A 23784-nucleotide genomic window follows, 5' to 3' on the forward strand; every position below is an offset into this window, starting at 1 on the left:
CGTCGGGCTGGTCAGGCCGGACAGACCGCGCTGGCGACCCGCTGCAGGTCGACGTGGCGGCGGTAGCTCCCACGGTGCTGACAGCCCAGGACGGCGTCCCGCTCCGTGCGCATCGCGTCCTCCATCGGTCCTGGCATGAGCACCCACGCCCGTGGTCGGGGGGTTGCTGCGGCGTCAGGGAGCCAGGTCTCTCGGCCGCTCGGGATGGCTGAGGAGGACTCTAGGAAGCCGGACCCGTGACCTGTCAACCGTGCTCAGATCACACCGGAGCGGATCGTGCACGCACGGTGGTCGTCCTCGCCGGAGATCTCACGGACCGTGCCGGCGGGCCCTCGTCGCGGTCCGGCGAGATCGTCGCTAGGGCGATGACGGTCCTCGCTCGTCGGCGGGCAGGAGCACCAGGACGGAGGCCTCCGCCGCGTCGGCCGACCCCGCCTCGCCGAGCAGGAACGCCTCGCGATCGGCCCCGTCGACCCGCACCCGAGGGCGGCCGAAGGCGCCCACCGCCCGACACTCCCACAGCGGGGCGAGCCCCGGGGCCGCGGCGCGGGCGCCGGCGCGGACCTGCCCGACCCGTGCGTCGTCCCCCAGCAGGTTCCCCACCATGCGCAGCCGACGCGCGACGGCGGTGACGAGCTCCGCCACGTCGTCCTCACGGTCGAGCAGCATCCCGAGCAGCGCCCGGTCGGTCGACGGACCGAACACGTCGTCCCAGACCCTATTCGTCGCCCGGACGTCCAGCCGCTCGTCGAGGAGGGCGGCGGGGTGGGACGACCAGCTCGCGAGCAGCGGCCGCAGCGCCTCCGGACCCGACACGGGGATCGCCGGAGGGCGGGACAGCGCCCGCAGGTGCCCGCGCCCGACGTCGTCGAGACCCAGTACCCGCCCGACCGCGTCGACGACCTGCTCGGACGCCGCGACCCGGCCCTGCTCGAGCCACGTGTACCAGGTGACCCCGACCCCGGCGAGCGCCGCGACCTCCTCGCGTCGCAGTCCCGGGGCGCGCCGCCGGTCGCCCGTCGGGAGCCCGACCTGGCCCGGGCGGACCAGGTCGCGGTAGGCGCGCACGCAGCGGCCGAGTTCCCGACGACGGGCCTCGGTGGCCGAGCCTGTCACCGTCGGTACCAGCATCGGCGGGCTCCTGGTTCCGCCGCGGGTCGCGCCCGCAGCCTGCTCGGGTGATCGGTATCGGAGTGAACATCGCGGCCGGGCTCTCGGGCAACGTCCCCGTCGTCGACGAGCTCGCCACGCGGGCCCGGGCGGTCGAGGGCGCCGGCCTGGACACCCTGTGGCTGCCGCAGGGCTACGGCTTCGACGCGCTCACGGCGTACGGGGCGATCGCCCGGGAGACCTCGCGGGTGGAGCTGGGGGCGTCGGTGGTCGTGGTCCAGCCGCGGCACCCCCGCGTCGTCGCCGCGCAGGCGCAGACGGTGCAGGCCGCGTCGCACGGGCGGTTCACGCTCGGCCTCGGCGTCAGCCACCCCGGTCTCCTGGAGATCTACGGCCTGCCGTTCGTGCGGCCGGTCGCGGCGCTACGGGCCCACCTCGACGTCCTGGAACCGCTCCTGGACGGCCGGTCCGTGCCCGGCACGAGCGGCCCCGGATCGACCCCGGCGGACACCGACGTACCCGGCGCCGAGCCCCGCACCCCGGTGCTGCTCGGCGCGCTGGGCCCGGTGATGCTGGCGCTCGCGGGGGAGCGCGCGTCGGGGACGATCACCTTCCTGTGTGGGCCGCGCACCATCGGTGATCACGTCGTGCCGCACCTGTCGCGGGCAACGGCCGGGCGGCCACGCCGGGTCGTCGTCGGGGTCCCGGTCGCGGTCACGGCGGAACCGGAGCGGGTGCGGGCCGAGGTCGCCGGGGAGTACGAGGCGCTGGGGCGCCTGCCGTCCTACGCGGCCACGCTCGAGCGCGACGGGTTCGCGACCCCGGGCGACATCGCGATCGCCGGCGACGAGGACGACGTGGCGGCCGGCATCGCGCGCTACGCCGACGCGGGTGCCACCGACCTCAACGTCAGCCTCGTCGGGACGCCGGTGGAGCGGGAGCGCACGCTCGCCGCACTGGGGTCGTGGCGCCGGGGCCTGGTGAGGACGGGAGCAGGCGTGTCAGAGTGAGGGGCGTGACGGGACCCGGATCGCGACTCGTGCGCCGCACGTACGTCGATCTGCTGCGCGTCGTCTCCGCGGGGTGTCCGGCGAGCTGAGCTCGCCGTCCGTCCCCGGCCCGCTCGGGCCGCCCCCGTGAGGAACACCCGTGCGCACCTCCGCCACCCCTGCCGTCACACCCGTGTCCACCGAACCCGTCGTCGTCGTGCCGACGCGCCGCCGGACCCCGGCGCGCGACCCGCTCGCACGGGCCGTCACCGCCGCCGTCCGCGAGCTGCGCAGCACCGAGTCCGAGGGGCTGCGGGAACGCTGGGAGCGGTGCCGCCGCGTCGAGATCGCGCTGCGGGCCGCGCTCGAGAAGCAGCTGGTCCTCGGGCCGTCGGACGCCGTCCCCGCCGTCACGATCGCCTGCGCCTACCTCACCGCGACCGACGTCGAGGAGGCCTACGCGGCCCTGCTGGTCGCGGCGGACCGGGTGTGCGGCCGATGAGTCCCGCCGTCCCGCTCTCGGTGCTCGACCTCGGCCCGGTCCCGGCCGGCGGCACCGCGGCCGACGCCCTGCGGAACACGATCGACCTCGCTCGTGCCGCGGAGGCCGCGGGCTATCGGCGCTACTGGCTGGCCGAACACCACCTGAACCCGGGCGTCGCCTCGGCGTCGACCCCGGTGCTGGCCGGGATGGTGGCGAGCGCGACCTCCTCGATCCGCGTCGGGTCCGGCGCGGTGCAGATGCCGCTGACCCCGCCGCTGCAGATCGCGGAGCAGTTCGGCACCGTCGCCGCGGTGCACCCGGGGCGGGTCGACCTGGGGCTCGGGCGGTTCGACATCCACAAGATCCTGGCGATGATCCGGGCGCGCGCGGCGCCGCCCGCGGACGCACCGCCCCCGCCGCCGTCGCGCTACGTCGATGGCCTGCTCATCCCCAGCCCGGGCCGGGTGCCGGGGGCGGACCTGTCGACGTTCGCCTCGCTCGCCGAGCGCTTCGGGATCGACGGCGACGCCCCCGACCACCGCGAGCAGGTGCTCGAGATCCTCTCTTACCTGCGCGGCACCGCGGCGCGCGACGACGGCACGCCGCTGCACGCGCTGCCGGCGGAGGGCGCGGACCTCGACGTGTGGATCCTCGGGTCGAGCCCGGGCGTGAGCGCGCGGACGGCGGGGGAGCTGGGCCTGCCGTTCGCGGTCAACTACCACACGCTCCCGACGACGGTCCTCGAGACGGTGGCCGCGTACCGGGAGGCGTTCCGGCCCTCGGAGCGCCTGGACCGGCCGCACGTGATGGTGTCCGCGGACGTGGTGGTCGCGGACTCCGACGCCGCCGCCCGCGAGCTGGCGTCCCCGTACGGCCAGTGGGTCCTCGACATCCGCACCGGGCGCGGCGCGCACCCGTACGTGACGCCGGCGCAGGCACGGTCGCGGCGCTGGTCCGACGCCGAGCGGACGGGCGTGGCCGACCGGGTGGAGACGCAGTTCGTCGGCTCGCCGTGCACGGTCCGGGCCGGGCTGCGGACGCTGGTGAACGCAGTGGGCGCGGACGAGCTGCTGGTCACCACGATCACCACGGAGCACGCCGACCGGGTGCGCAGCCACGAGCTGCTCGCCGAGGCCGTCGGAGCGGTGGCGGCCTGACCGGGACCTGACCCGCCCCGTCGTCGGGAATCGTACGAACGGGCCGTTCGTCACCTTCTTCCGTGACGAACGGCCCGCTCGTGCCGTTCGATCACCCGGTCCTACCGGGCGCTGCCGGCGAACGGCACGGACGCGGCGGGGGCGTCCAGGGCGCGCGCGGCCTCGGAGCCCGCGGCCGGGGTCCACAGGCCCCGGCGGCCGAGCTCGGCCAGCGGACCCTCGCCCACCCAGTAGGCCTCCTCGAGGTGCGGGTGGCCGGAGAGGACGAACTCGGTGATGCCGAGGTCGTGGTACTCGGCGATCCGGTCGGCGACCTCGGCGTGGCTGCCGACGAGCGCCGTCCCCGCGCCGCCGCGGACGAGGCCGACGCCGGCCCACAGGTTGGGGGAGACCTCGAGGTCGGCGGCGGTCTTCGCCCCGCCGTCGTGCAGGGACCGCATGCGCTGCTGCCCGACCGACTCGCTCTTCGACAGCCCGGCCTGGACGTTCTCGATCATGTGGTCCGGGATGCCGCGCAGCAGCTCCTCGGCCTGCGCCCACGCCGCGTCGGAGGTGTCGCGGGTGATGACGTGCAGCCGGATCCCGAACCGCACCTCCCGGCCCTCCTCGGCGGCCAGCTTGCGGATCCAGGTGATCTTCTCCTGCACCTGCTCGGGCGGTTCGCCCCAGGTCAGGTACACGTCGACGTGCTTCGCGGCGACCTCGCCGGCCTTCGCCGACGACCCGCCGAAGTAGATCGGCGGCACCGGGTCTGGGACCCGCTCGAGCTTCGCCCCCTCCACGTGGACCTGCTCGCCGTCGAGGGTGACCTCCTCGCCCGCCCAGAGCCGACGGACGACGTCGAGGAACTCCCCGGTGCGGGTGTAGCGGTCGTCCTTGCCGAGGAAGTCGCCGTACGCGCGCTGCTCGGACGGCTCGCCGCCGGTCACGACGTTGACCAGCAGCCGCCCGCCGGAGTGCCGCTGGAACGTGGCGCCCATCTGCGCGGCGAGCGTGGGGGAGGTGCCGCCGGGGCGGAAGGCGACGAGGAACTTCAGCCGCTCGCTCTCGGCGGCCAGCATCGCGGTGGTCAACCAGGCGTCCTCGCACCACGCGCCGGTGGGCGTGAGCGCGCCCTCGAACCCGACCGTCTCCGCGGCGCGGGCGATCTGGGCGAGGTAGCCGAGCGAGGCCTCGCGGGGCGCCCCGGCGGCGGCGGTGCGAACGCCGTGCCCACCGCCGACCAGGCCGCGGGAGTCGCCGTAGGTGGGCAGGAACCAGTGTGCAGTGATCATGATGAGCCTCCGGCAGGTGAGCACTTCTCCGTGTCCAGACACGGAGAAGTGCTCACCAGCCGGAGGCACATCTGGTCGACGTACCGGCGCCGCGTCAGCAGCCGCGTGTGGTCGACGGACATGGACGACCATCCTCCGGTCGACGGGCGGACCCGACAACCGGAGGTGATCAGCGAGTCAGGCCTGCGCGGACTCGGACCGCTTCGGCAGCTTCCAGTCCGGGCGCACCCAGTGGCAGGTGTAGCCCCACGGCTGGCGGAGCAGGTAGTCCTGGTGCTCCGGCTCGGCCTCCCAGAAGTCGCCGGCCGGCTTCACCTCGGTGACGACCTTGCCGGGCCAGAGACCGGAGGCGTCCACGTCGGCGATGGTGTCCTCCGCGATGGCGCGCTGCTCGTCGGAGGTGTAATAGATCGCCGAACGGTAGCTGCGGCCGACGTCGTTGCCCTGACGGTTCTTCGTCGTCGGGTCGTGGATCTGGAAGAAGAACTCGAGGATCTCGCGGTAGGAGATCTTCTCGGGGTCGAACACGACCTCGACGGCCTCGGCGTGGTCGCCGTGGTTGCGGTACGTGGCGTTCGGGACGTCCCCGCCCGAGTAGCCGACGCGGCTGGAGATCACGCCGGGACGGCGGCGGAGCAGGTCCTGGGCGCCCCAGAAGCAGCCGCCGGCGAGGATCGCGGTCTCGGTGGCCATGTGTGTGGCTCCCCTTCTCTCGGTTGCATCGGGCACAACGGTCCCGGCCCGGTGAACCTTCCCTATTCGCGGGTCTGACGACGCCGGTACTGGTCGACGATCCCGGGCGGCAGCGGGCCGTTCTTCGGCACCGGCAGCCCCTTGTCACGGGCCCACATCCGGGCCGCCTCGACCCAGCCGGCGACGGTGCCGGCGCGGGCGTTCTCGTGGTCGTCCCGACGCGGCAGGGGGCGTGTGGGTTCACGGGCCTCGGTCATCGTGGTCACCTCCGCAGGGCACGACCTCGTCGTCGTGCCGGTCCTGGCGTACCCCTGTGCGACGGATCACACAACTCGGGTCGCCCGGATGCGGGCCCCGGCCCTCACATCTCGACGGGCCGCAACTGCCGCGTCGCGATCACCGTGACCGCCGCCGTCAGGACCAGGAACCCGCACGCGAGCCACGGCGAGCCGCCGGTGACGGCGAGCAGGGAGGTGAGGATCAGCGGCGTGAGCCCGGAGGCGTAGATGCCGCTGCCCTGGTAGACGAGCGACATGCCGGTGTAGCGGGTGCGGGCGGGGAAGAGCTCCGCGAACAGCGTGGACTCGGCCCCGGACTGGGCGCCGTAGACCACGCCGAGCAGCAGGACGAGCACCAGGACCACCACCGGCAGCGACCCGGTCCCGAGGCCGAGGAAGGCGGGGTAGACCCCGACGCCGAACGCCACGGCCCCACCGGCGAACACGGCCTTGCGGCCGTAGCGGTCGGCGAGCCGTCCGGCGACCGGGACGACGGCGGCGCTGACCAGCCCCGCGATCGTCACCGCGATGAGGACCTCGGTGCGGGGCATCCCGATCGTGGTGACGGCGTAGGTCAGGACGAAGACGCCCCAGGTGTTGAACGCCGCGCCCTCGGCCCAGCGCGCGAGCAGGCCCCAGCCGAGGTTGCGCCGCGACGCGGGCTCCCGGACGACGTCCACGACGGGCACGCGGGCGATGTCGGCGCTCTCCTGCATGGCCCGGAACGCCGGGGTCTCCAGCACGGCCAGGCGCACGACGAGGCCGACGACCACCAGCAGCACGCTCACGAGGAAGGCGATCCGCCAGCCCCAGGCCAGGAACGCCTGGTCGTCCATCGCGGTGCCGAGCAGCGCGAACGCGCCGGTGCCGAGGGCGAGCCCGAGCCCGAGGCCGATCTGCGGGCTGGACCCCCAGAGCCCCTTGCGCCCGGGCGGGGCGTACTCGGCGGCCATGAGCACGGCCCCGGCCCACTCGCCGCCGAGCGCGATCCCGCCGAGGACCCGGAGGACCACCAGCAGCACCGGGGCCCAGAGGCCGATCGTGGCGTACGACGGCAGGACGCCGATCAGCGCCGTCGCCACCCCGGCCAGGACCATCGTCGCGATCAGGGTCGTCTTGCGGCCGAGGCGGTCGCCGAGGTGGCCGAACAGGATCCCGCCGATCGGGCGGGCCACGAAGCCGACCGCGAAGGTCGCGAACGACAGCAGCGTCCCGACCGTCTCGTTCCCGGCCGGGAAGAACAGCTGCGGGAACACGATGCTCGCGGCGGTCGCGAACAGGAAGAAGTCGTACCACTCGATGGTGGTGCCGATGAGGGACGCGGCGAGCACGGTCCGGGGGCGGGGCCCGGTGCGCTCGTCGATCGGGGCGTCGGTGGTCGTCACAGCTGTCCTCGCAGGGTGCGGCGGGCCGGGGCGGCGCGTCCGGGACACGGACGCGGACGTGCGCTCCCCACGGGCCGCGCACGGCGGGCGGGGAGGACGACGTCAGGCCGGACAGGCCTGCGAGCAGCGCCGGCCGAGGTCGACGTGACGACGCCGGATCAGCGGCACGGCGGGACGGACGTGCGGCGCGCGACGGCGCGATGCGGACGTCCGGGACACGGGGTGGAGGGTGCCCAGCGGCGCTGCCGAGTAGCCCACATGGCTGAGTACGGCCGGGTGGTGTCGGTCACCTCGGGCCGCGGACCCCACGGAGATCTCACCTGTTCCGGCGTCGCCGGAGTGGTGGGGATCACCGGGGAGGCGTCCCAAATCCGACGTTGCGACCGGACCGCCCTTTGCCGGACAGGGGCCGAGCTGTCACCTTCGTCGCCGTGCGGCTCCGACTCCTCCTCGCCTCCCGGCGACACGTGGATCTCCTCCGCACGCACAGCGCACTCTGTCGCTGACCCCGCCGGGCCCCATCGGGCCCCGGAGCATCGTTCGCCGGTGGCCGGCCACCCGGACGTCCCGGGCGACGCATCTCCCCGGCCTCGCCCTCCCGGCGTTCCCCGCACGCCGTCCTGCTCCGTTGCGCACCCCCGGCGCGGCGTGGTCGTCGTGCTGCTCCCCGAATCGATCGAAGGACTCCCCATGAACACGTCTCGCTGGACCGCGCTCGCGATCGCGGCGCTCGTCATCCCCCTGGCCGCGGCCAGCACCGCCCTGGCCGCGCCGGCGCCGGGTCCCGTCAACCTCTGCAACGGCCTGCAGGGCGGGACGTGTGTCGGCACCCCCGCCAACGACACCCTGATCGCCGGCCAGCTGATCGACCACATCTACGGCGGAGCCGGCGACGACGACATCGAGCAGAACCTGATCTTCCTGCAGGGCAGCAGCGACGACGCCCACGGCGGCCCGGGCCGCGACTGCATCGACGGCGGCGGTGGCGTCTCGCGGCAGTTCGGTGACGACGGCGACGACAACGTCCCCTGCGAGTTCACCGCGTTCGTCGACCCGCAGGCGGCGCTGACCGGGGGGCCGGGCGACGACATCGTCCACGGGGGCAACGGCAACGACTCGATGGACGGGATCTTCGACAGCGACACGCTCTACGGCGACGACGGCGACGACCTCCTCAACGACCCGTACCCGAACGACGAGGACAAGCTCTATGGCGGGACCGGCGACGACGTCCTGAACGCCTCCGACCTCGGTGGCGAGGACTACGTCGACGGCGGTCCCGGCGTCGACACCTGCTACGGCGACTCGGGGGACACCATCGTGAACTGCGAGAAGGTCATCCGCGTGAACGCGCCGCTGCTGGTGAACCCGTCCGGGCCGGTCCCGCTGCCGAAGGCCCTCGGGATCACCCCGGACGCCTCGGTGCCGCCGCTGGTCAGGTAGGCCCCGTGACGAGCGAGCGGCACCCTCGCAGCCTCTAGGCGCGCGAGAGTGCCGTTCGCTCGGGGTCGGCGGCCGCCGTCCGGACCAGTGGCAGCAGCTCCCGGCCGTACGCGGCGACGTCGTCGAGCGGGTCGTAGCCGCGGAGCAGGAACGTCGTCACGCCGAGGTCGACGTAGTCCAGCAGTGCCGCCGCGACCGTCTCCGGGGTCCCGACGAGGGCCGTCGAGTTCCCGGCCGCCCCGCTCGCGGCGGCGGTCGGGGTCCAGAGGCAGCGGTCGTGGAGCTCGCCGCGCTCGGCCGCCGCCATCAGGCGTTGCGAGCCGACGTTCGTGCGGGTGCTCTCGTGACCCTGGCGGTGGGTGCTCCGCCCGGTGAAGGAGCCCCCGCCCCCGTCTGCGGCGACGATGCGGTCCAGGACGTCGTGCGCGCGCTCCCACGCCTCGTCCTCGGTGGCGCCGAGGATCGGGCGGAAGGACACCGAGATGCGGGGGAGGTCGGTCCGTCCGGCGGCGCGGGCCGCATCGTGGACCGCGGTGATCTGCTCGGCGGTCTCGGCGAGCGGCTCGCCCCACAGCGCGAACACGTCGGCGTGCTTCCCGCCGACCCGGTACGCGTCCGCTGACGAGCCGCCGAAGTAGACCGGGATCCGCGGCTGCCGCACCGGCCGGGCGGACGAGGCCACGTCGGTGACGTCGTAGAACTCGCCGTGGTGGTCGAAGGGCTCCTCGGCGGTCCACGTGCGCTTCACGACGTCGAGGTACTCGTCGGTGCGCCGGTAGCGGCCGGCCTTGTCGAGGTGGTCGCCGTCGCGGGCCTGGTCGGCGTCGCTGCCCCCGGAGATCGTGTGCACGGCGACCCGCCCGCCGGAGAACACGTCGAGGGTCGCGAAGGCGCGGGCGGCCAGGGTCGGCGCCATGAAGCCGGGGCGGTGCGCGATCAGGAACCCGAGACGCTCGGTCCGTCCGGCCGCGTACGCGGCGACCTGGAGCCCGTCCGGGCCCGAGGCGCTGTGGCCGATCAGGACCTTGTCGAACCCGGCGTCCTCGTGGGCGGTGACGAACCGGGTCAGGAACGCCGGGTCGATCGCGGGCCCGGAGGCCGGGTGGATCTCGGAGGCGTGCCGGGTGCTGACCTGACCGATGAACTCGACGGGCATACGCGGGGATGTGCTTCGCAGGTGAGCACTAATCCGTGTCAGGACACGGATTAGTGCTCACCTGCCGGAGGCACCTTGGAGTATGCACATCGTCATCATCGGCGGAGGCCTCGGCGGGAGCACCACGGCCGGGGCCCTCCGCGACCAGGGGTTCGACGGGGACATCACCCTCGTCGCGCAGGAGCGGCACCTGCCCTACGACCGCCCGCCGCTGTCGAAGGACTACCTCTCCGGCTCCTCGTCGTTCGACGACGACGTCGTCCTGCACCCGCGGAGCTGGTACGACGAGCAGCGCATCTCCCTGCTCCTGGGCCGCCGGGCGACGACGGTCGACCCCCAGGGGCGCCGCGTCACGCTGGACGACGGCGCCACCCTCGAGTACGACAAGCTCGTCCTCGCGACCGGCTCCACCGCCCGCACGCTGGACCTGCCCGGCGCCGACGCGCAGGGCGTCCACACGCTGCGGACGCGCGAGGACTCGGACGCGATCCAGGCCGAGTTCGGCGAGGGACGACGCCTCGTCGTCATCGGGGCCGGGTGGATCGGCCTCGAGGTCGCGGCCTCGGCCCGGGGCGCCGGGACGGCCGTGACCGTGCTGGAGCACGAGGAGCTGCCGCTGCTGAAGGTGCTCGGTCCGGAGATGGGCCAGGTGTTCGCGGACCTGCACGTCGAGCACGGGGTCGAGCTGCGGCCGGGCGTCGAGGTCACGGAGATCGTCGTCGACGGCGGCCGGGCGACGGGGGTCCGGCTCGGCGACGGCAGCACGGTCGAGGCGGACGCCGTGGTGATCGGGGTGGGCGCGGCGCCCGACCTCGAGCTCCCGCGGGCCGCCGGGCTGGACGTCGAGGACGGCGTGCTGGTCGACGCGTCGCTGCGGTCCAGCGATCCCGACGTGTACGCGGTCGGCGACATCGCCGCGCACGACCACCCGAGCTACGGCCGTCTGCGGGTCGAGCACTGGAACGCGGCCTCCACCCACCCTGCCACCGCTGCGGCCGCGCTCCTCGGCGGCGACGCCGCCTACACCGACCCGCCGTACTTCTTCTCCGACCAGTACGACCTCGGGATGGAGTACGTCGGGCACGCCCCGCAGGGCAGCTACACGCGGGTGGTGACCAGCGGCGACGTCGGGAAGCGGGAGTTCGTCGCGTCCTGGCTCGACGGGTCCGGACGCCTGCTCGCCGTCATGAACGTGAACGTGTGGGAGGGGCTCGACGACCTCCGCGGGTACGTGGGGTCGCAGGAGTCCGTACCCGAGGAGACGCTGCAGGTCATGAGCCAGGGATAGCCGACGGGTCGCCGGTGATGGCCGCCGCCGCCAGGTCCGCGGTCCGCCCGATGTGGTCGAGGTGGGCGCGGCAGGCGGCGTCGGCGTCCCGGGCGACGGCCGCCTCGAAGATGGCCCGGTGCTCGCCGGCCACGTCGCGCCGCCCGCCGTCGACGCGGACCGACCAGCGTCGGTAGAGCGACGCGCACTCCTGCAGGTCGGCGACCATCTCGATCATCCGCGGGCTCCCGCACGCCGACATCGTGGCCGCGTGGAACGCGACGTGGACGTCCATCCACGCCTCGTCCAGCACGTCCGGCCGGTCGGCGGAGACCATCGGCGTGCGCTCCAGGCGGTGGTGGGCGGCCACCAGCTCGCCCTCCCACGTGAGGTCGCCCCGCTCGATCGACCGCCGGAGCGCCTCGCCCTCGACCAGGCTGCGGACGTCGGTGAGGTCGCGCAGGTCGTCCACGGACGTCGTCGCGACGGTGAAGCCGAGCTGCGGTGAGGCGCGCACGAGCCGCGCCCCGGCCAGCCGGTTCAGCGCCTCGCGCACCACGTTGAGGCTCACCTCCTCGGCCGAGGCGATCCCTCCCGGGCGCAGCCGCTCACCCGGGACCAACCGTCCCCCGACGATGTCGGCGCGCAGCCGCTCGAAGGTGCGCTGGGTCAGGGACGGGGCCGTCCCACGCGATGCCATGGGAGCAGCATATCTCCTGCATCCAGCCCAAATATGGATTTTTGCTTGCTCGATGGACTTCCTTCGGCGCACAGTGAGGGAGCGCGGCCCGCCGCGCTCCCGTTCCCTCCCGGCGGAAGGAGCCGACGATGGCTCTCCACGGTCTCGCCTCGGTGACCATCGGGGTCCCCGACGTCGCGGCGACCTCGGCGTACTACACCGACTTCGGGCTGGTCCCCGACGACGACGGGTGGTTCTCGACCGCCGACGGCGGCCGCCAGCTGCGGCTCGTGGCGAGCCCGCACCGGCGGCTCGCGGAACTCGTCGTGCGCGCCGAGGGCCCCGACGACCTCGGGCGCATCGCGGCCTCGCTGACCGCGCTGGGCGTGGTGCACCGGCTCGAGGGCGACGACCTGGTCACCGCGGAACCGGTGTCCGGCAGCCGGGTCGTGGTGCGTGTCGCGCCGCGGCTGGTCGAGCGGTCGGCGCTGCCGCTGCCCCCGTACAACGGGCCCGGCCGGGTAGAACGCCACGGTGAGCGGGCGCCGGGCGTGGTGCGCGACGAGCGGGTCCGACCGACCCGCCTCGGGCACGCCGTGCTGGGCAGCGTCGACATGCCGACGAGCATGCGGTTCTTCGTCGACGGCCTCGGGTTCAAGGTCTCGGACTACATCAGCGACCACGGCGCCTTCATGCGCTGCTCCGACGAGCACCACAACGTCCTCGTCCTCGCCGCTCCCGTGAACTTCCTGCACCACACCTCGTGGCAGGTCCCGGACGTCGACGAGGTCGGCCGGGGCGCGACCGCGATGCTCGACGGGCACCCGGACCGGCACGTGTGGGGACTCGGGCGGCATCACGCCGGGTCGAACTTCTTCTGGTACCTCAAGGACCCTGCCGGCAACTTCAGCGAGTACTTCGCCGACATGGACTGCGACATCGACGACGCGCTCTGGACCCCGGAGGTGTTCCACGGCCGCGAGGGCCTCTACCGCTGGGGCCCGCCGCCCCCGCCGTCGTTCCTGGAACCCGAGGACCTCGCCGACCTCATGGTCGGCAACCACTCGGGGCACTGAGGGGGCGCCGACATGGAGACCATCGACACCGACGTTCTCGTGGTCGGTGCGGGACCCGCCGGCCTCACCGCCGCGGCCCTGCTCGCCCGCGAGGGCGTGGACGCGCTGACCGTCACGAAGTACCCGGGGACCGCGCACTCGCCGCGGGCGCACATCACCAACCAGCGGACCATGGAGGTCTTCCGCGACCTGGGGATGGAGGACGCCGTCCGCGCGGTCGCCACGCCGAACGAGCTCATGGGCGCGAACGTGTGGGCGACCAGCTTCGCCGCGCCGGAGCTCGCCCGGCTGGCCACCTGGGGCACGGCGGAGGACCGGCTCTCCGACTACGCCGCCGCCAGCCCGAGCCGGATGTGCAACATCCCGCAGCACGTGCTCGAGCCGGTCATCCTGGAGCGGGCGCTGGAGCTGGGCGCGGACATCCGGTTCTCCAGCGAGCTCGTCACGGTCACCCAGGACGACGAGCGGGTCGAGGCGGTGATCCGCCATCGGCACACCGGCGAGGAGACCCGCATCCGTGCCCGGTACGCGATCGGGGCGGACGGCGGGCGCAGCACGGTCGCCGAGCAGCTCGGCTTCGCCTTCGACGGAGAGTCCGGCCTGGGGGCGGCAGCCAACGTCTGGCTCGAGGCCGACCTGACCCGCTACACCGCGCACCGCCCCGGGACCCTCTACTGGATGTGCCGCCCGGGCAACGACTACTGGGTCGGCAGCGGCACCTGGATCTGCGTGAAGCCCTGGACCGAGTGGGTCCTGCTGTTCATGTACGACCCCGCCGAGGAGCCGGACCTGAGCGAGGACGCGGTCCGCGAGCGCGCCCGCGTGACGATCGGCGACGACGCCGTCGACGTCTCGATCAAGGCCGTCAGCACCTGGCAGATCAACCACGTGGTGGCCCGCGAGTACCGGCGGGGCCGGGTGTTCCTCGCGGGGGACGCCGCCCACCGGCACCCGCCCGCGAACGGCCTGGGGACGAACACCTCGATCCAGGACTCCTACAACCTGTGCTGGAAGCTCGCCGCCGTCCTGCGCGGCGAGGCCGGCGAGGAGCTGCTCGACTCCTACGACGCGGAGCGGCAACCGGTCGGGCGGCAGGTCGTGGACCGTGCGATGCAGAGCGTCCGCGACATGGCTCCACTCAGCGCGGCGTTCGGGTTCCGGCCGGACCAGACGGCGGAGGAGGGCTGGGCGGCCCTCGAGGAACTCTCGTCCGCGTCCGAGGAGGGACGACGGCGGCGCGCGGAGCTGGCCGCGGCGGTCGAGCTGCAGAACCACCAGTTCAACTGCCACGGGGTCGAGCTCGACCAGCGCTACGAGTCCGGGGCCGTGCTCGACGACGGGTCGGCGTGGCCGGAGCCGGACCGCGATCCGGAGCTGTACCACCGGCCCACGACCCATCCCGGCGCCCGCGTCCCGCACGCCCGCCTCCAGGCCGGCGACCGGCCGCTGTCGACCCTCGACCTGTGCGGCGGCGGCCGGTACGCCCTGCTCACCGGGATCGGCGGGGAGGCGTGGTGCGCGGCGGCGGAGTCGGTGGCCGAGGAGCTCGGCGTGCCCGTGCGGGCCGCCGTCATCGGAGCCGGCCGAGAGTACCTGGACGTCTACGGCGACTGGGCCCGCCGCCGCGAGGTGGACGACGACGGGTGCGTCCTCGTGCGCCCCGACGGCCACGTCGCCTGGCGCTCGCCGGGCCCGACCGACGACCCGGTGGCGTCCCTGCGCCACGCCCTGACCACGACCCTGGCCCGCGCCGGGCGACCCGTCCCCGTAGGAGGCTGACCGTGTCCGTTCCCGTGACCGCCCCGATGACCGACGAGGCGCGCAAGCACATCGCGCTGGAGTACCTGAAGCGGCTCGACACCGGCCGCGACGTGCTCGAGCTGTTCGACGAGCACGCTCAGGTCTTCTTCCCGAAGTGCCCGCTGGCGAACGGGCTCGACGAGATCCGTGCCCTGTTCGGTCGCGTCGGCGAGCTCATCGCCGCGATCAGCCACGACTACGCGTACTTCAACTACATCGCCCAGGGCGACACCCTCGTCGTCGAAGGAACGTCCTCCGGAACGACGACGGGCGGCGCCACGTGGCGGGCCGGAGTCACCCACGCCGGGCGCTGGTGCGACGTCTTCGAGATCCGAGACCACCGCATCCAGCGCCTGTTCATCTACCTGGACCCGGACTACGCCGACGCCGACGTCGCGCGCTATCCCTGGCTCGCCCGGTCCTGAACCACCCCTCACGATCGAAGGAGACCCTCCGTGCGTATCGCCAACTCGGCCGGACGCCTCGTGCTCGTGGACCCGTCGTCGGACCCGGACGCCCCGCGCGGCGTCGACGTGGAGGCCGCCAGCTCCGGCCGCTTCCCGGCGGAGCCACAGGCGGTGTACGACCGGTGGGAGGAGTTCCGGCGCTGGGCCGCCGATGCGGACCTGTCCGCGTGCACCCCGCTCGCCGTCGAGACCCTCGGCCCGGTCGCGCCCCGACCGCCGCAGGTGTTCGCGATCGGGCTGAACTACTCCGACCACGCCGCGGAGTCCGGCTTCGACCTCCCGACGGAGCCGGTCGTGTTCACCAAGTACGCCTCCAGCTTCGCCGGCCCGGTCGGCGACGTCGTGCTCTCCGCCGGGAACGTGGACTGGGAGGTCGAGCTCGTCGTCGTCCTGGGCCGGGGCGGGGCGCACATCCCGGCTGCCCAGGCGTGGGACCACGTCGCCGGGCTCACCGTCGGGCAGGACATCAGCGACCGCACGGTGCAGTTCGCGGTCACGCCGCCGCAGTTCGGGCTCGGGAAGTCGTTCCCGGGGTACAGCCCGCTCGGTCCGACCCTGGCGACGCCGGACGAGGTCCCCGACCCCGACCGGCTCGAGCTCGGCTGCGAGGTCAACGGCACGAGCGTGCAGAAGGGGACCACCGCGGACATGGTCTTCGACGTCCCGACCCTGATCGCGAAGCTCTCGGCGATCGTGACGCTGCTGCCCGGCGACGTGATCTTCACCGGGACCCCGGCCGGCGTCGGGCAGGGGCGCTCGCCGCAGCAGTTCCTGCACGACGGGGACGTGCTCACCTCGTGGATCACCGGCCTCGGGCAGCTGCGCCAGGTGTGCCGAGGCAGGTGAGCAGAAATTGTCGCTATCGCGACAATTTCTGCTCACCTGGGCGCAGCCCACATCTCAGAAGTAGCCGTTCCCCGGGAGCGGCTCGCCGCTGATGGCGAGTCGGCCCAGTGCGGTCGCCCGGTACGACGCCGGGTTGTGCAGGGTGATCGTGCGGATGTTGCGCCAGTGCCGGTCGAGGTTCTTGGTCCGGCTCGAGGCCGACGCGCCGCCGACGTCGAACAACGCCGTCGCCGCGTCGGTCGCGACCCGGTCGAGGTGCACCTTGACCGCGCTGGCCGCGACCGACGCCGCCCGCCCGACCTCCTCGGTCGGTTCCCCGGCCCGCACCGCGTCCTCCGCCGCCTGCACCGCGTCCGCCGCGGCCAGCACGGCCGACTCCGCGACCCACGCCGTCGACACGAGCCGGCCGACGGTCTCTTGCAGGATCGGGTCGTCCACCGGTTCCGGGGCGGGCGCGTGGTCGAACGTGCGCGTCCGCGACCGGACCAGTGCGGCGGCGTCCGTCGCGACCGCCCGCAGGATCCCGGCCACCACCGCGTACAGGTAGAGCTGCAGGAACGGCACGTCGCCGGCGGGGCGCGGCTCGTGGCGCGGGCGGACGGACAGGAACTCGTCCGGGGCGACGCGGACCTGCGCGAATCGCGTCGTCCCCGTCCCGGTGCGCGACTGCCCCATGCCGTCCCAGTCGTCGACGACGGACACGCCCTCCCGCGTGACCGGCACCAGCACCGTCGCGACCCGGTCGCCCTCGACCCGTGCGGCCACCGAGATCCAGTCCGAGTACAGCGTCCCGGTGCTGTAGTACTTCACGCCGTCGAGCAACCACCCGCCGTCGACCGCGGTGAGCGTCGTCGTGAAGTCGTGGTTCCCGGCGGCGACGTTCCCGGTCTCGGAGATCGCGTTGCCGAACACCTTCCCGGCGCGCACCTCGTCCAGCCATGGTGTGTGCCCGCCCCGGACGAAGCCGATCGTCTGGCTGTAGTGCGTGCGCAGCACATGGGCGACGATCGGGTCGGCCTCGGCGAGGTCGATGACGAAGCCCAGCAGCTCGCGGATCGACGCGCCCGTCAGGGGGAGCGCGCCGAGTCCGGCCGCCGCGACGGCGGCCACCTGCTCGAACGGGCTCACGTCGTCGCGCTCCCGCTCGGCCGCGCCCTCGGCGATCGAGGCGAGCAGCGCGGCGCGGTCGGGGATCACACCGTCGATCCTTCCCGACGGCGGGTCGGGTCCGGTGCCAGGAGCGCCGCCGCCGTCGTGAGCACGGCGACCCCGGCGTACGCGACGACGATCCACCACGGCCGCCCGTCGCCGGCGATCAGCAGGGAGGCGGCCACGAGCGGGGCGAACCCGCCGGAGAGGACCGAGCCGATCTGGTAGCCCAGCGAGGCCCCGCTGTAGCGGACCCGGACGTCGAACATCTCCGCGAACCACGCCGCCTGCGGCCCGTACATCGAGTCGTGGACGACGTTGATCGCCAGCACCGCGGCCACCACGATCAGCAGCGTCGAGCCGGTGTCGACGGCGAGGAAGAACAGCGCCAGCGCGAACGTCCCGCCGACCGCGCCGAGCAGGTAGGGCCGCCGTCGGCCGACCCGGTCGGACAGGACCGCCCACAGCGGCGTCGTGACCAGCCCGATCGCGGACACCACGACGACGGCCGTGAGACCCGCCGACGACGTCTTGCCCAGCTTCTGCGTCACGTACGTCAGGCCGTACGTGGTGATCAGCGTGTAGAGCCCGATCTGGGAGAGCCGCAGACCCGTCGTCAGGAGGACCTCGCGGGGCGCGGTCCGCAGCACCTCCACCACGGGCAGCCGGGCGACCTGGCGCTCGGCGCGCAGGGCCGCGAACTCCGGCGCGTCCTCCAGCCGCAGCCGGATGACCAGGCCGATCACGACGAGCACCGCGCTGGCCAGGAACGGGATGCGCCAGCCCCAGGACAGGAACGCCTCGTCGGACGTCGTCGCCTGCACCAGGAACAGCGAGCCGGTCGCGAGCAGCATGCCGGCGGGGGAGCCGATCTGGGTGAAGCTGCCGTACCAGCCGCGCCGGTGCGCCGGGGCGTGCTCGGCGGCGAGGACCGCTGCGCCGCCCCACTCGGCGCCGACCGCGAAGCCCTGCACGAGCCGCAGCACGACGAGCAGGGTCGGGGCCAGCGCGCCGATGCTCGCGTACCCGGGGAGGAGCCCGATCAGCGTCGTCGCGCCGCCCATCGCGACCAGCGCCCCGACCAGCACGCTCTTGCGCCCCACCCGGTCGCCGAGGTGCCCGGCGACGATCGCACCGATCGGGCGCGCCCCGAAACCGGCGGCGTAGGTCGCGAACGCGGCGAGCGTCCCCGCCGTCGGGCTGACCGACGGGAAGAACAGCGTGTTGAACACCAGCGCCGTCGCGGTGGCGTAGAGGTAGAAGTCGTACCACTCGATGGCCGTGCCGACCGCGCTCGCGAGGGCGACCCGGCGCGGGGTGGTGGCCTGCTCGGCGGTGGCGGTCACGGCGAGCTCAACTCCCGGACCCGGGGCGCGACCTGCACGTCGGTGCGCAGCACGCCGGAACTCCGCAGGTTGTCCGCGACGGTCTGCAGTTCGCCGACGGTGTCCGGGGTCAGCGGCACGGCCTGGCGCTGCGCCCGCGCGGCGATCACCGAGGCCACCTGTGGCGGACGCTGGGTGAGCTTCGCGTAGATGTCGGTGAACTGCTGCGGGTTCGCCCGCGCCCAGTCCAGCGCCCGGTTGTAGCGGGCCACGAAGTCCGTCATCGCGGCGCGCTTGTCGGCGTCGTCGAGGGCGTCGTTGTTCGCGTCGAGGAAGCTCAGGCCGGGGGAGAGGCCGGCGTTGTCGCGCAGGATCGTGGCACCGCTGTCCTGCTGTGCGACGGCGGTGTACGGGTCCCAGGTCGACCAGGCGTCGATCGCGCCGGTCTTGAACGCCGCGGCCGCGTCGACCGGCTGCAGGAAGCTGATCTGCACCTGGTCGGCGGGGACGCCGGCCTCCTTCAGAGCCTGCAGCAGCAGGTAGTGCCCGATGCTGCCCTGGGTCGTCGGCGAGACCTTCCTGCCCCGCAGGTCGGCGACGGACCGGATCGGTGAGCCGGGCGGGAGCAGGATCGACAGACCGCCGGCCGACGGCGTGCGGGTCGCGGCGACGACGGAGATGTCGTCGCTCGCGCCCAGCGCGTTCAGCGTGGGGGAGTCGCCCGCGACCCCGATGTCGACCGCCTCGCTGCGCAGCGCCTCCAGCAGCGGTGCCGCGGCGGGGAACTGCGCGAACTCGACCTGGTACGGGGCGCCGGCCAGCACCCCGGAGGCCTCGAGCAGCGCCTGCTGCTGACCGGCCTGGTCCCCGAAGTGGATCGTCTGGCCCGCGGCGTTGCCGGGTCCCTCGGTCGACGAGCCGCCGGAGCAGCCGGCGAGCAGGAGAGCGACCGTCGCGGTCGCGGCCAGGAGGGCGCGTCTCACGAGTCCTCCAGGGGCGTGAGAGCGGGGAGGTTCACGACGATGGCCTCCTGCGTGGTCCGGGAGATGACGACGACGGCGGGCTCGTCCGGGTCGGGGTTCTCCTCGCGGTGCGGGACCCACGGCGGGACGTAGACGTAGTCGCCGGGCGCGGTCTGCAGCACGACCTCGCCCTCGCCGTCGTGGAAGACGAACCGCGGACGCCCGGAGACCACGTAGATCGAGGTCTCGGACTCCCCGTGGTGGTGGTCGGAGGAGGCGGTGTCCGGGGCGACGTGGGTCTCGCCCGTCCACAGGGCGGAGGAGCCGACGGACTTGCCGCTGATCGCCTCCAGTCGGCGCATCCCACCGGACTGGGCGGTGTCGCCGGTGAGGTCGGTCCCGCGGACGTGGTGCACGCGCGCGTGCGCGGGCAGGTGCGGGTGGAAGGGTTCGGTCACGGTGCGGACTCCAGGGTGCGGGTGGCGAGGAAGTCGGTGACGGTGCGGGTGAGCTCGGCCCAGACGGGGGTGTCGGGAGCCGAGGCGATCTCGCCCTCGACGGCGTGCACGACGTCGGCGACGGTGATCTCGGCCGGCGGTCGGGCGAGCCAGTAGCCGCCCTCGCAGCCGCGGCGGCTGCGGACCAGCCCGGCCCGGCGCAGGTCGACCATGAGGTTGACCAGCGAATTCAGGGGAATGGCGCGGGTCCGCGCCACCGTCTCGCACCGCACCGGCTCGGCGGCGGGGTCGTCGGGCAGTTCCGCGACCGCCCGCAGCGCGTAGTCCAGCCGGGCCGAGACGTGCAGCGGGCCGGAGCGTCGGCTGCGGGTCCGGGTGGGGGCGGGAGCAGGGGCGGGAGCGTCCCGGACCACCGCGCCCTTGCCGACCTCCTCGGCGAACAGCACGAGTCGTGCGGCGACACTGCGGTGGAAACGGTCGTTCAGCACGTCGTGCACGCCGCCCTCGACGACGGCGAGCGTCGCCTGCGCACCCGCGTGCGCGAGGGCCTGCACCGGGGCCAGTTGCGCGACCCGGTCCGCCGCGCCGTGCAGGACCAGCGTCGGCACGTCCGGGAGAGCGTCCGGCGGAGTGGTCGGCGCGCCGTCGAGGGCGCCCCAGGCGAAGTCCGGGTCGTCGGAGAGCAGGGCGCGGTGCACAGGGCAGGACGTCCGGAGGTCCAGCTCGGCCTCGCGGTCCGCGGCCTGCTCGCCCGCACCCAGCGGCAGTCCGGCCAGGACGAGCGCGTCGACCCCGGCCGGGCGGGCCGCGGCGTACGCCCACGCGCGCACCGCCCCGCAGTCGGAGCCGAGCAGGATCCGGGCGCCCTCGGGGTGCGCGTCGAACGCGGCCCGCACCGACCCGTCGTCCTGGGCGGCCGGGACGACGACGGTGTAGCCGTCGACGGCGAGGCGCCGTCCGAGCCGGTCGTAGACCCCGCCGTGCTCCCCGCGCCCGGCGAGCACGACGACGGTGCCGCGGGAGGCGGCGGTCGGGGTGTGCACGACGGCGGCGCCGACCCGGGCGTGGTCCGGCGTTGTCGTCACGCCGGGACCCGCTCGCGCCGGGCGGCCAGCTCGGCACGCACGAGGGGCAGCAGGTGGCGCCCGTAGTCCACCGCGTCGTCGTACGGGTCGTAGCCGCGGATGAGCAGCGTCGTGACGCCGAGGTCGACGTAGTCCAGCAGCGCCGCCGCCACCGTCTCCGGGGTCCCGACGAGTGCGGTGGAGTTGCCCGCCGCGCCGGTCGCGGCCGCCGTCGGGGTCCACAGCGCGCGGTCGTGCAGCTCACCGCGTTCGGCGGCCGCGAGCAGGCGCTGCGACCCGACGTTGGCCGGCGGCTCCCCGCCCCGACGGCGGGTCATGCGTCCGGTGAACGACCCGGCGCCGCCCTGCGCGGAGTGGATGCGCGCGAGCACGTCGTGGGCGCGCTCCCAGGCCTGCTCCTCGGTCGCGCCGAGGATCGGCCGGAAGGAGACCGAGATGCCGGGCAGATCGGTGCGCCCGGCGGCCCGCGCGGCCTCGTGGACCGCCGCGATCTGCTCCGCGGTCTCCGCCAACGGCTCGCCCCACAGTGCGAAGACGTCCGCCTGCTTCCCGCCCACCCGGTACGCGGCGGTGGACGACCCGCCGAAGTAGACCGGGATCCTGCCGAGCGGCCGCACCGCGGCGTCCACGTCGGCGACGTCGTAGAACTGGCCGGCGTGGTCGAACGGCCGCTCCGAGGTCCACGTCGCGCGCACGACGTCGAGGTACTCGTCCGTGCGGCGGTAGCGGTCCTCCTTGCCGAGGAGGTCGCCGTCGCGGTGCTGGTCGACGTCGCTGCCCCCGGAGATGACGTGCATCGCCACGCGGCCGCCGGAGAACCGGTCGAGGGTGGCGTACGCGCGGGCCGCGAGCGTCGGTGCCATGAAGCCGGGCCGGTGGGCGACGAGGAAGCCGAGCCGTTCGGAGTGCGCGGCGCCGAACGCGGCGACCTGCAGGCCGTCCGCGGTCGACGAGCTGTGGCCGACGAGGACCTTGTCGAACCCGGCGTCCTCGTGGGCGGTCACGAACCGCCGGACGAAGTCCGGGTCGACCTCCGGCCCGACCGGCGGGTGGATCTCCGAGACGTGCCGGGTGCCGATCATGCCGACGAACTCGACGGTGCTCATGCGTGCTCCTTCACGTCGACGCCCAGCCGGGCGAGCAGGTCGGTGCGCATCGCGACGAGGGCCGGGTCGGCGAGGTCGCGGGGTCGGTCGATCTCGACGCGGGCGTCGTGCGCGATGCGCCCGCGGTCCATGACGAGGACGCGGTCGGCCAGGACGAGCGCCTCCTCGACGTCGTGGGTGACGAGGAGGACCGCGCACCGGTGGCGCTGCCAGAGCTCGTCGACGAGACCGCGCGCGGTCAGGCGGGTCAGCGCGTCCAGGGCCGAGAACGGCTCGTCGAGGAGCAGCAGGTCCGGCTCGCGCACCAGTGAGCGGGCGAGCGCCACGCGTTGCGCCTCGCCGCCGGAGAGGACCTTCGGCCAGACGTCCACGCGGTGCGAGAGGCCGACCTCGGCCAGCGCCGCCTCCGCCCGCTCCCGGTCCGGCCGGCCGGGGAGGCCGAGGACGACGTTGCGCCACACCCTCTTCCACGGCATCAGCCGCGGCGCCTGGAACCCGACGGCCCGGCCGCGGGCCACGGAGACGTCGCCGGTGATGTCGCGGTCGAGGTCGGCGAGGATGCGCAGCAGCGTCGACTTCCCGCAGCCGCTCGCGCCGAGCAGCGCGACGAACTCGCCCGGCTCGATGTGCAGGTCGAGCCCGTCGATCACGACGTGCTCACCGAACCGTCGGGACAGGTTCCGGACCTCGACGGGCGCTCCGGTGGTCACTGTCCCTGGAAGGCCGGTCGCCACGACAGCAGCCCCCTCTCCAGTCCGCGGACGATCAGGTCGGCGACGAGGCCGAGCAGGGCGTAGAGGACGAGGCAGACGACGATGACGTCGGTCTGGAAGTACTCGCGGGCGGTGTTCATCTCGTAGCCGATCCCGGAGGTGGTGTTGATCGTCTCGCCGAACACCAGCGCCAGCCACGCCGAGCCGAGCGCGTAGCGCAGGCCGACGAGCGCCTGGGGGAGCGCGGCCGGGAGGATCACCTGGCGGATCTGGTCGAGCCGGCCGAGCCCGAGCGTGCGCGACGCCTCCACCAGCGCCGCGTCGACGTTGCGGATGCCGCCGAAGAGGTTCATGTAGAGCGGGAAGGTCACCGCGAGCCCGATCAGCGCGACCTTCGGCTCCTCGCCGATCCCGAACCAGACGATCAGCAGCGGGATCAGCCCGATCACCGGGACGGTGCGCAGCATCTGCACCGGCAGGTCCAGCAGGTCCTCGCCGCGGCGGAAGAGACCGGTGATCGTCGCGAGCACGGTCGCGGTGACGATGCCGAGCACGAGACCCAGTGCGACCCGGCCGAGCGAGGCGAGGATCGCCGACGACAGCCGGCCCTCGGCCGCCATCTCGACCGCGGTCGCGAACACGTCCGACGGCGGGGCGAGGACGTCGCGCTCGAGGACCCCGGACGAGCCGAGGATCTGCCAGAGGATCACCAGGACGACGGGTGAGGCGGCCTTGACCACCCACCGCGGCACCCGCTGGTGGCCGGACTCCGGCTCGGGGACGATCGTCTCGGTCTCGACGGCGAGGTCGGTGGGTGGGGGTTTCCGGGCAGGAGCGAGCGACATGTGCCCTCCGGGGCGCGTGCGTCATCGACCGGCGCGT

Annotated in this window: 25 protein-coding genes and 1 riboswitch; of the genes, 9 read left to right on the forward strand and 16 right to left on the reverse strand. The window is 73.9% G+C overall.

What is annotated here, in order from left to right; all coding sequences use genetic code 11:
* Positions 1–11 precede the first annotated feature (11 nt).
* Positions 12–113: a putative leader peptide gene (locus QRT03_RS32115; protein WP_345783306.1), complete on the reverse strand. Its 102-nt coding sequence runs from the start codon at positions 111–113 to the stop codon at positions 12–14.
* Between the two features lie 5 nt (positions 114–118).
* A riboswitch (SAM riboswitch) is annotated at positions 119–211 on the reverse strand.
* 146 nt (positions 212–357) lie between these two features.
* Entirely contained in the window at positions 358–1131 is a 774-nt protein-coding gene (locus QRT03_RS29310; protein WP_286056704.1) for a helix-turn-helix domain-containing protein, read from the reverse strand.
* A gap of 47 nt (positions 1132–1178) precedes the next feature.
* Here QRT03_RS29310 and QRT03_RS29315 point away from each other — a divergent pair, with 47 nt between their 5' ends.
* The 3 genes from QRT03_RS29315 to QRT03_RS29325 all read left to right on the forward strand — a co-directional run bounded on the left by QRT03_RS29315 (position 1179) and on the right by QRT03_RS29325 (position 3740).
* On the forward strand, positions 1179–2120 hold the full coding sequence (locus QRT03_RS29315; protein WP_286056706.1) for a TIGR03564 family F420-dependent LLM class oxidoreductase: 942 nt from the start codon (positions 1179–1181) through the stop codon (positions 2118–2120).
* A 172-nt stretch (positions 2121–2292) separates the two neighbouring features.
* Positions 2293–2601 carry a hypothetical protein gene (locus QRT03_RS29320; protein WP_286056707.1) on the forward strand — a complete coding sequence of 103 codons (309 nt, stop codon included), beginning with the start codon at positions 2293–2295 and terminating at the stop codon, positions 2599–2601.
* Positions 2598–3740: an LLM class flavin-dependent oxidoreductase gene (locus QRT03_RS29325; protein WP_286056708.1), complete on the forward strand. Its 1143-nt coding sequence runs from the start codon at positions 2598–2600 to the stop codon at positions 3738–3740. The genes QRT03_RS29320 and QRT03_RS29325 overlap by 4 nt, the downstream gene beginning before the upstream one ends.
* 101 nt (positions 3741–3841) lie before the next feature.
* Here the strand turns inward: QRT03_RS29325 and QRT03_RS29330 are convergent, their stop codons facing one another.
* The 4 genes from QRT03_RS29330 to QRT03_RS29345 form a co-directional block, all read right to left on the reverse strand.
* Complete coding sequence (locus QRT03_RS29330; RefSeq protein WP_286056709.1) at positions 3842–5014, reverse strand: LLM class flavin-dependent oxidoreductase; 1173 nt, start codon at positions 5012–5014, stop codon at positions 3842–3844.
* Positions 5015–5191: 177 nt separating this feature from the next.
* Positions 5192–5707, reverse strand: a complete 516-nt coding sequence (gene msrA, locus QRT03_RS29335) for a peptide-methionine (S)-S-oxide reductase MsrA (RefSeq protein ID WP_286056710.1) — start codon at positions 5705–5707, stop codon at positions 5192–5194.
* Between the two features lie 62 nt (positions 5708–5769).
* Positions 5770–5964, reverse strand: a complete 195-nt coding sequence (locus QRT03_RS29340; RefSeq protein WP_286056711.1) for a hypothetical protein — start codon at positions 5962–5964, stop codon at positions 5770–5772.
* A 104-nt stretch (positions 5965–6068) separates the two neighbouring features.
* Entirely contained in the window at positions 6069–7370 is a 1302-nt protein-coding gene (locus QRT03_RS29345) for an MFS transporter (protein WP_286056712.1), read from the reverse strand.
* A 690-nt stretch (positions 7371–8060) separates the two neighbouring features.
* Between QRT03_RS29345 and QRT03_RS29350 the strand changes: the two genes are divergently transcribed.
* On the forward strand, positions 8061–8813 hold the full coding sequence (locus QRT03_RS29350) for a calcium-binding protein (protein ID WP_286056713.1): 753 nt from the start codon (positions 8061–8063) through the stop codon (positions 8811–8813).
* A 34-nt stretch (positions 8814–8847) separates the two neighbouring features.
* Here QRT03_RS29350 and QRT03_RS29355 read toward each other — a convergent pair whose 3' ends face one another.
* Positions 8848–9969, reverse strand: coding sequence for an LLM class flavin-dependent oxidoreductase (locus QRT03_RS29355; RefSeq protein WP_286056714.1), 1122 nt, complete (start codon positions 9967–9969; stop codon positions 8848–8850).
* Between the two features lie 82 nt (positions 9970–10051).
* Between QRT03_RS29355 and QRT03_RS29360 the strand changes: the two genes are divergently transcribed.
* Positions 10052–11257: an NAD(P)/FAD-dependent oxidoreductase gene (locus tag QRT03_RS29360; RefSeq protein ID WP_286056715.1), complete on the forward strand. Its 1206-nt coding sequence runs from the start codon at positions 10052–10054 to the stop codon at positions 11255–11257.
* On the opposite strand, the gene QRT03_RS29365 is transcribed toward QRT03_RS29360, so the two are convergent.
* On the reverse strand, positions 11241–11936 hold the full coding sequence (locus QRT03_RS29365; protein WP_286056716.1) for a GntR family transcriptional regulator: 696 nt from the start codon (positions 11934–11936) through the stop codon (positions 11241–11243). The two genes, QRT03_RS29360 and QRT03_RS29365, sit on opposite strands and share 17 nt — an antisense overlap.
* A 128-nt stretch (positions 11937–12064) precedes the next feature.
* On the opposite strand from QRT03_RS29365, the gene QRT03_RS29370 reads away from it, so the two are divergent.
* From QRT03_RS29370 to QRT03_RS29385, 4 genes are read left to right on the forward strand one after another with little or no spacing between them, the layout of a single operon-like run.
* Positions 12065–12991, forward strand: coding sequence for a VOC family protein (locus QRT03_RS29370; protein ID WP_286056717.1), 927 nt, complete (start codon positions 12065–12067; stop codon positions 12989–12991).
* 12 nt (positions 12992–13003) lie between these two features.
* Positions 13004–14770: an FAD-dependent monooxygenase gene (locus QRT03_RS29375; RefSeq protein ID WP_286056718.1), complete on the forward strand. Its 1767-nt coding sequence runs from the start codon at positions 13004–13006 to the stop codon at positions 14768–14770.
* A gap of 2 nt (positions 14771–14772) precedes the next feature.
* Positions 14773–15216 (forward strand): nuclear transport factor 2 family protein, encoded by a 444-nt coding sequence (locus tag QRT03_RS29380; RefSeq protein ID WP_286056719.1) that lies wholly within the window; start codon positions 14773–14775, stop codon positions 15214–15216.
* Positions 15217–15246: 30 nt separating this feature from the next.
* Positions 15247–16104, forward strand: a complete 858-nt coding sequence (locus QRT03_RS29385) for a fumarylacetoacetate hydrolase family protein (protein ID WP_345783307.1) — start codon at positions 15247–15249, stop codon at positions 16102–16104.
* Between the two features lie 54 nt (positions 16105–16158).
* On the opposite strand, the gene QRT03_RS29390 is transcribed toward QRT03_RS29385, so the two are convergent.
* Genes QRT03_RS29390 through QRT03_RS29425 form a run of 8 tightly spaced genes read right to left on the reverse strand, consistent with a single transcriptional unit; the run spans position 16159 to position 23747 of the window.
* Positions 16159–17301 (reverse strand): acyl-CoA dehydrogenase family protein, encoded by a 1143-nt coding sequence (locus QRT03_RS29390; RefSeq protein WP_286056720.1) that lies wholly within the window; start codon positions 17299–17301, stop codon positions 16159–16161.
* The gene (locus QRT03_RS29395) at positions 17298–18599 is read right to left on the reverse strand and encodes an MFS transporter (RefSeq protein ID WP_286056721.1); all 1302 of its coding nucleotides are present in this window, start codon (positions 18597–18599) and stop codon (positions 17298–17300) included. Before QRT03_RS29395 ends, QRT03_RS29390 begins: the two co-directional genes overlap by 4 nt.
* Positions 18596–19561, reverse strand: coding sequence for an ABC transporter substrate-binding protein (locus QRT03_RS29400; RefSeq protein WP_286056722.1), 966 nt, complete (start codon positions 19559–19561; stop codon positions 18596–18598). The genes QRT03_RS29395 and QRT03_RS29400 overlap by 4 nt, the downstream gene beginning before the upstream one ends.
* On the reverse strand, positions 19558–19998 hold the full coding sequence (locus QRT03_RS29405; protein WP_286056723.1) for a cupin domain-containing protein: 441 nt from the start codon (positions 19996–19998) through the stop codon (positions 19558–19560). Before QRT03_RS29405 ends, QRT03_RS29400 begins: the two co-directional genes overlap by 4 nt.
* Entirely contained in the window at positions 19995–21083 is a 1089-nt protein-coding gene (locus tag QRT03_RS29410) for an Rrf2 family transcriptional regulator (protein WP_286056724.1), read from the reverse strand. The genes QRT03_RS29405 and QRT03_RS29410 overlap by 4 nt, the downstream gene beginning before the upstream one ends.
* Positions 21080–22189 carry an LLM class flavin-dependent oxidoreductase gene (locus QRT03_RS29415; RefSeq protein ID WP_286056725.1) on the reverse strand — a complete coding sequence of 370 codons (1110 nt, stop codon included), beginning with the start codon at positions 22187–22189 and terminating at the stop codon, positions 21080–21082. The genes QRT03_RS29410 and QRT03_RS29415 overlap by 4 nt, the downstream gene beginning before the upstream one ends.
* Positions 22186–22899 carry an ABC transporter ATP-binding protein gene (locus tag QRT03_RS29420; RefSeq protein ID WP_286056726.1) on the reverse strand — a complete coding sequence of 238 codons (714 nt, stop codon included), beginning with the start codon at positions 22897–22899 and terminating at the stop codon, positions 22186–22188. Before QRT03_RS29420 ends, QRT03_RS29415 begins: the two co-directional genes overlap by 4 nt.
* Positions 22896–23747 carry an ABC transporter permease gene (locus QRT03_RS29425; RefSeq protein ID WP_286056727.1) on the reverse strand — a complete coding sequence of 284 codons (852 nt, stop codon included), beginning with the start codon at positions 23745–23747 and terminating at the stop codon, positions 22896–22898. The genes QRT03_RS29420 and QRT03_RS29425 overlap by 4 nt, the downstream gene beginning before the upstream one ends.
* Positions 23748–23784: the final 37 nt, after the last annotated feature.

The organism is Actinomycetospora termitidis, from assembly GCF_030286555.1.
GTDB classification, from domain to species: Bacteria; Actinomycetota; Actinomycetes; order Mycobacteriales; family Pseudonocardiaceae; genus Actinomycetospora; species Actinomycetospora termitidis.

Excerpts from the sequence above, each read along its gene's own strand:
- QRT03_RS32115 (WP_345783306.1), bottom strand. The coding sequence starts at position 113 with ATGCGCACGGAGCGGGACGCCGTCCTGGGCTGTCAGCACCGTGGGAGC.
- QRT03_RS29310 (WP_286056704.1), bottom strand. The coding sequence starts at position 1,131 with ATGCTGGTACCGACGGTGACAGGCTCGGCCACCGAGGCCCGTCGTCGG.
- QRT03_RS29325 (WP_286056708.1), top strand. The coding sequence starts at position 2,598 with ATGAGTCCCGCCGTCCCGCTCTCGGTGCTCGACCTCGGCCCGGTCCCG.
- QRT03_RS29330 (WP_286056709.1), bottom strand. The coding sequence starts at position 5,014 with ATGATCACTGCACACTGGTTCCTGCCCACCTACGGCGACTCCCGCGGC.
- msrA (WP_286056710.1), bottom strand. The coding sequence starts at position 5,707 with ATGGCCACCGAGACCGCGATCCTCGCCGGCGGCTGCTTCTGGGGCGCC.
- QRT03_RS29340 (WP_286056711.1), bottom strand. The coding sequence starts at position 5,964 with ATGACCGAGGCCCGTGAACCCACACGCCCCCTGCCGCGTCGGGACGAC.
- QRT03_RS29350 (WP_286056713.1), top strand. The coding sequence starts at position 8,061 with ATGAACACGTCTCGCTGGACCGCGCTCGCGATCGCGGCGCTCGTCATC.
- QRT03_RS29355 (WP_286056714.1), bottom strand. The coding sequence starts at position 9,969 with ATGCCCGTCGAGTTCATCGGTCAGGTCAGCACCCGGCACGCCTCCGAG.
- QRT03_RS29360 (WP_286056715.1), top strand. The coding sequence starts at position 10,052 with ATGCACATCGTCATCATCGGCGGAGGCCTCGGCGGGAGCACCACGGCC.
- QRT03_RS29365 (WP_286056716.1), bottom strand. The coding sequence starts at position 11,936 with ATGGCATCGCGTGGGACGGCCCCGTCCCTGACCCAGCGCACCTTCGAG.
- QRT03_RS29370 (WP_286056717.1), top strand. The coding sequence starts at position 12,065 with ATGGCTCTCCACGGTCTCGCCTCGGTGACCATCGGGGTCCCCGACGTC.
- QRT03_RS29375 (WP_286056718.1), top strand. The coding sequence starts at position 13,004 with ATGGAGACCATCGACACCGACGTTCTCGTGGTCGGTGCGGGACCCGCC.
- QRT03_RS29415 (WP_286056725.1), bottom strand. The coding sequence starts at position 22,189 with ATGAGCACCGTCGAGTTCGTCGGCATGATCGGCACCCGGCACGTCTCG.
- QRT03_RS29425 (WP_286056727.1), bottom strand. The coding sequence starts at position 23,747 with ATGTCGCTCGCTCCTGCCCGGAAACCCCCACCCACCGACCTCGCCGTC.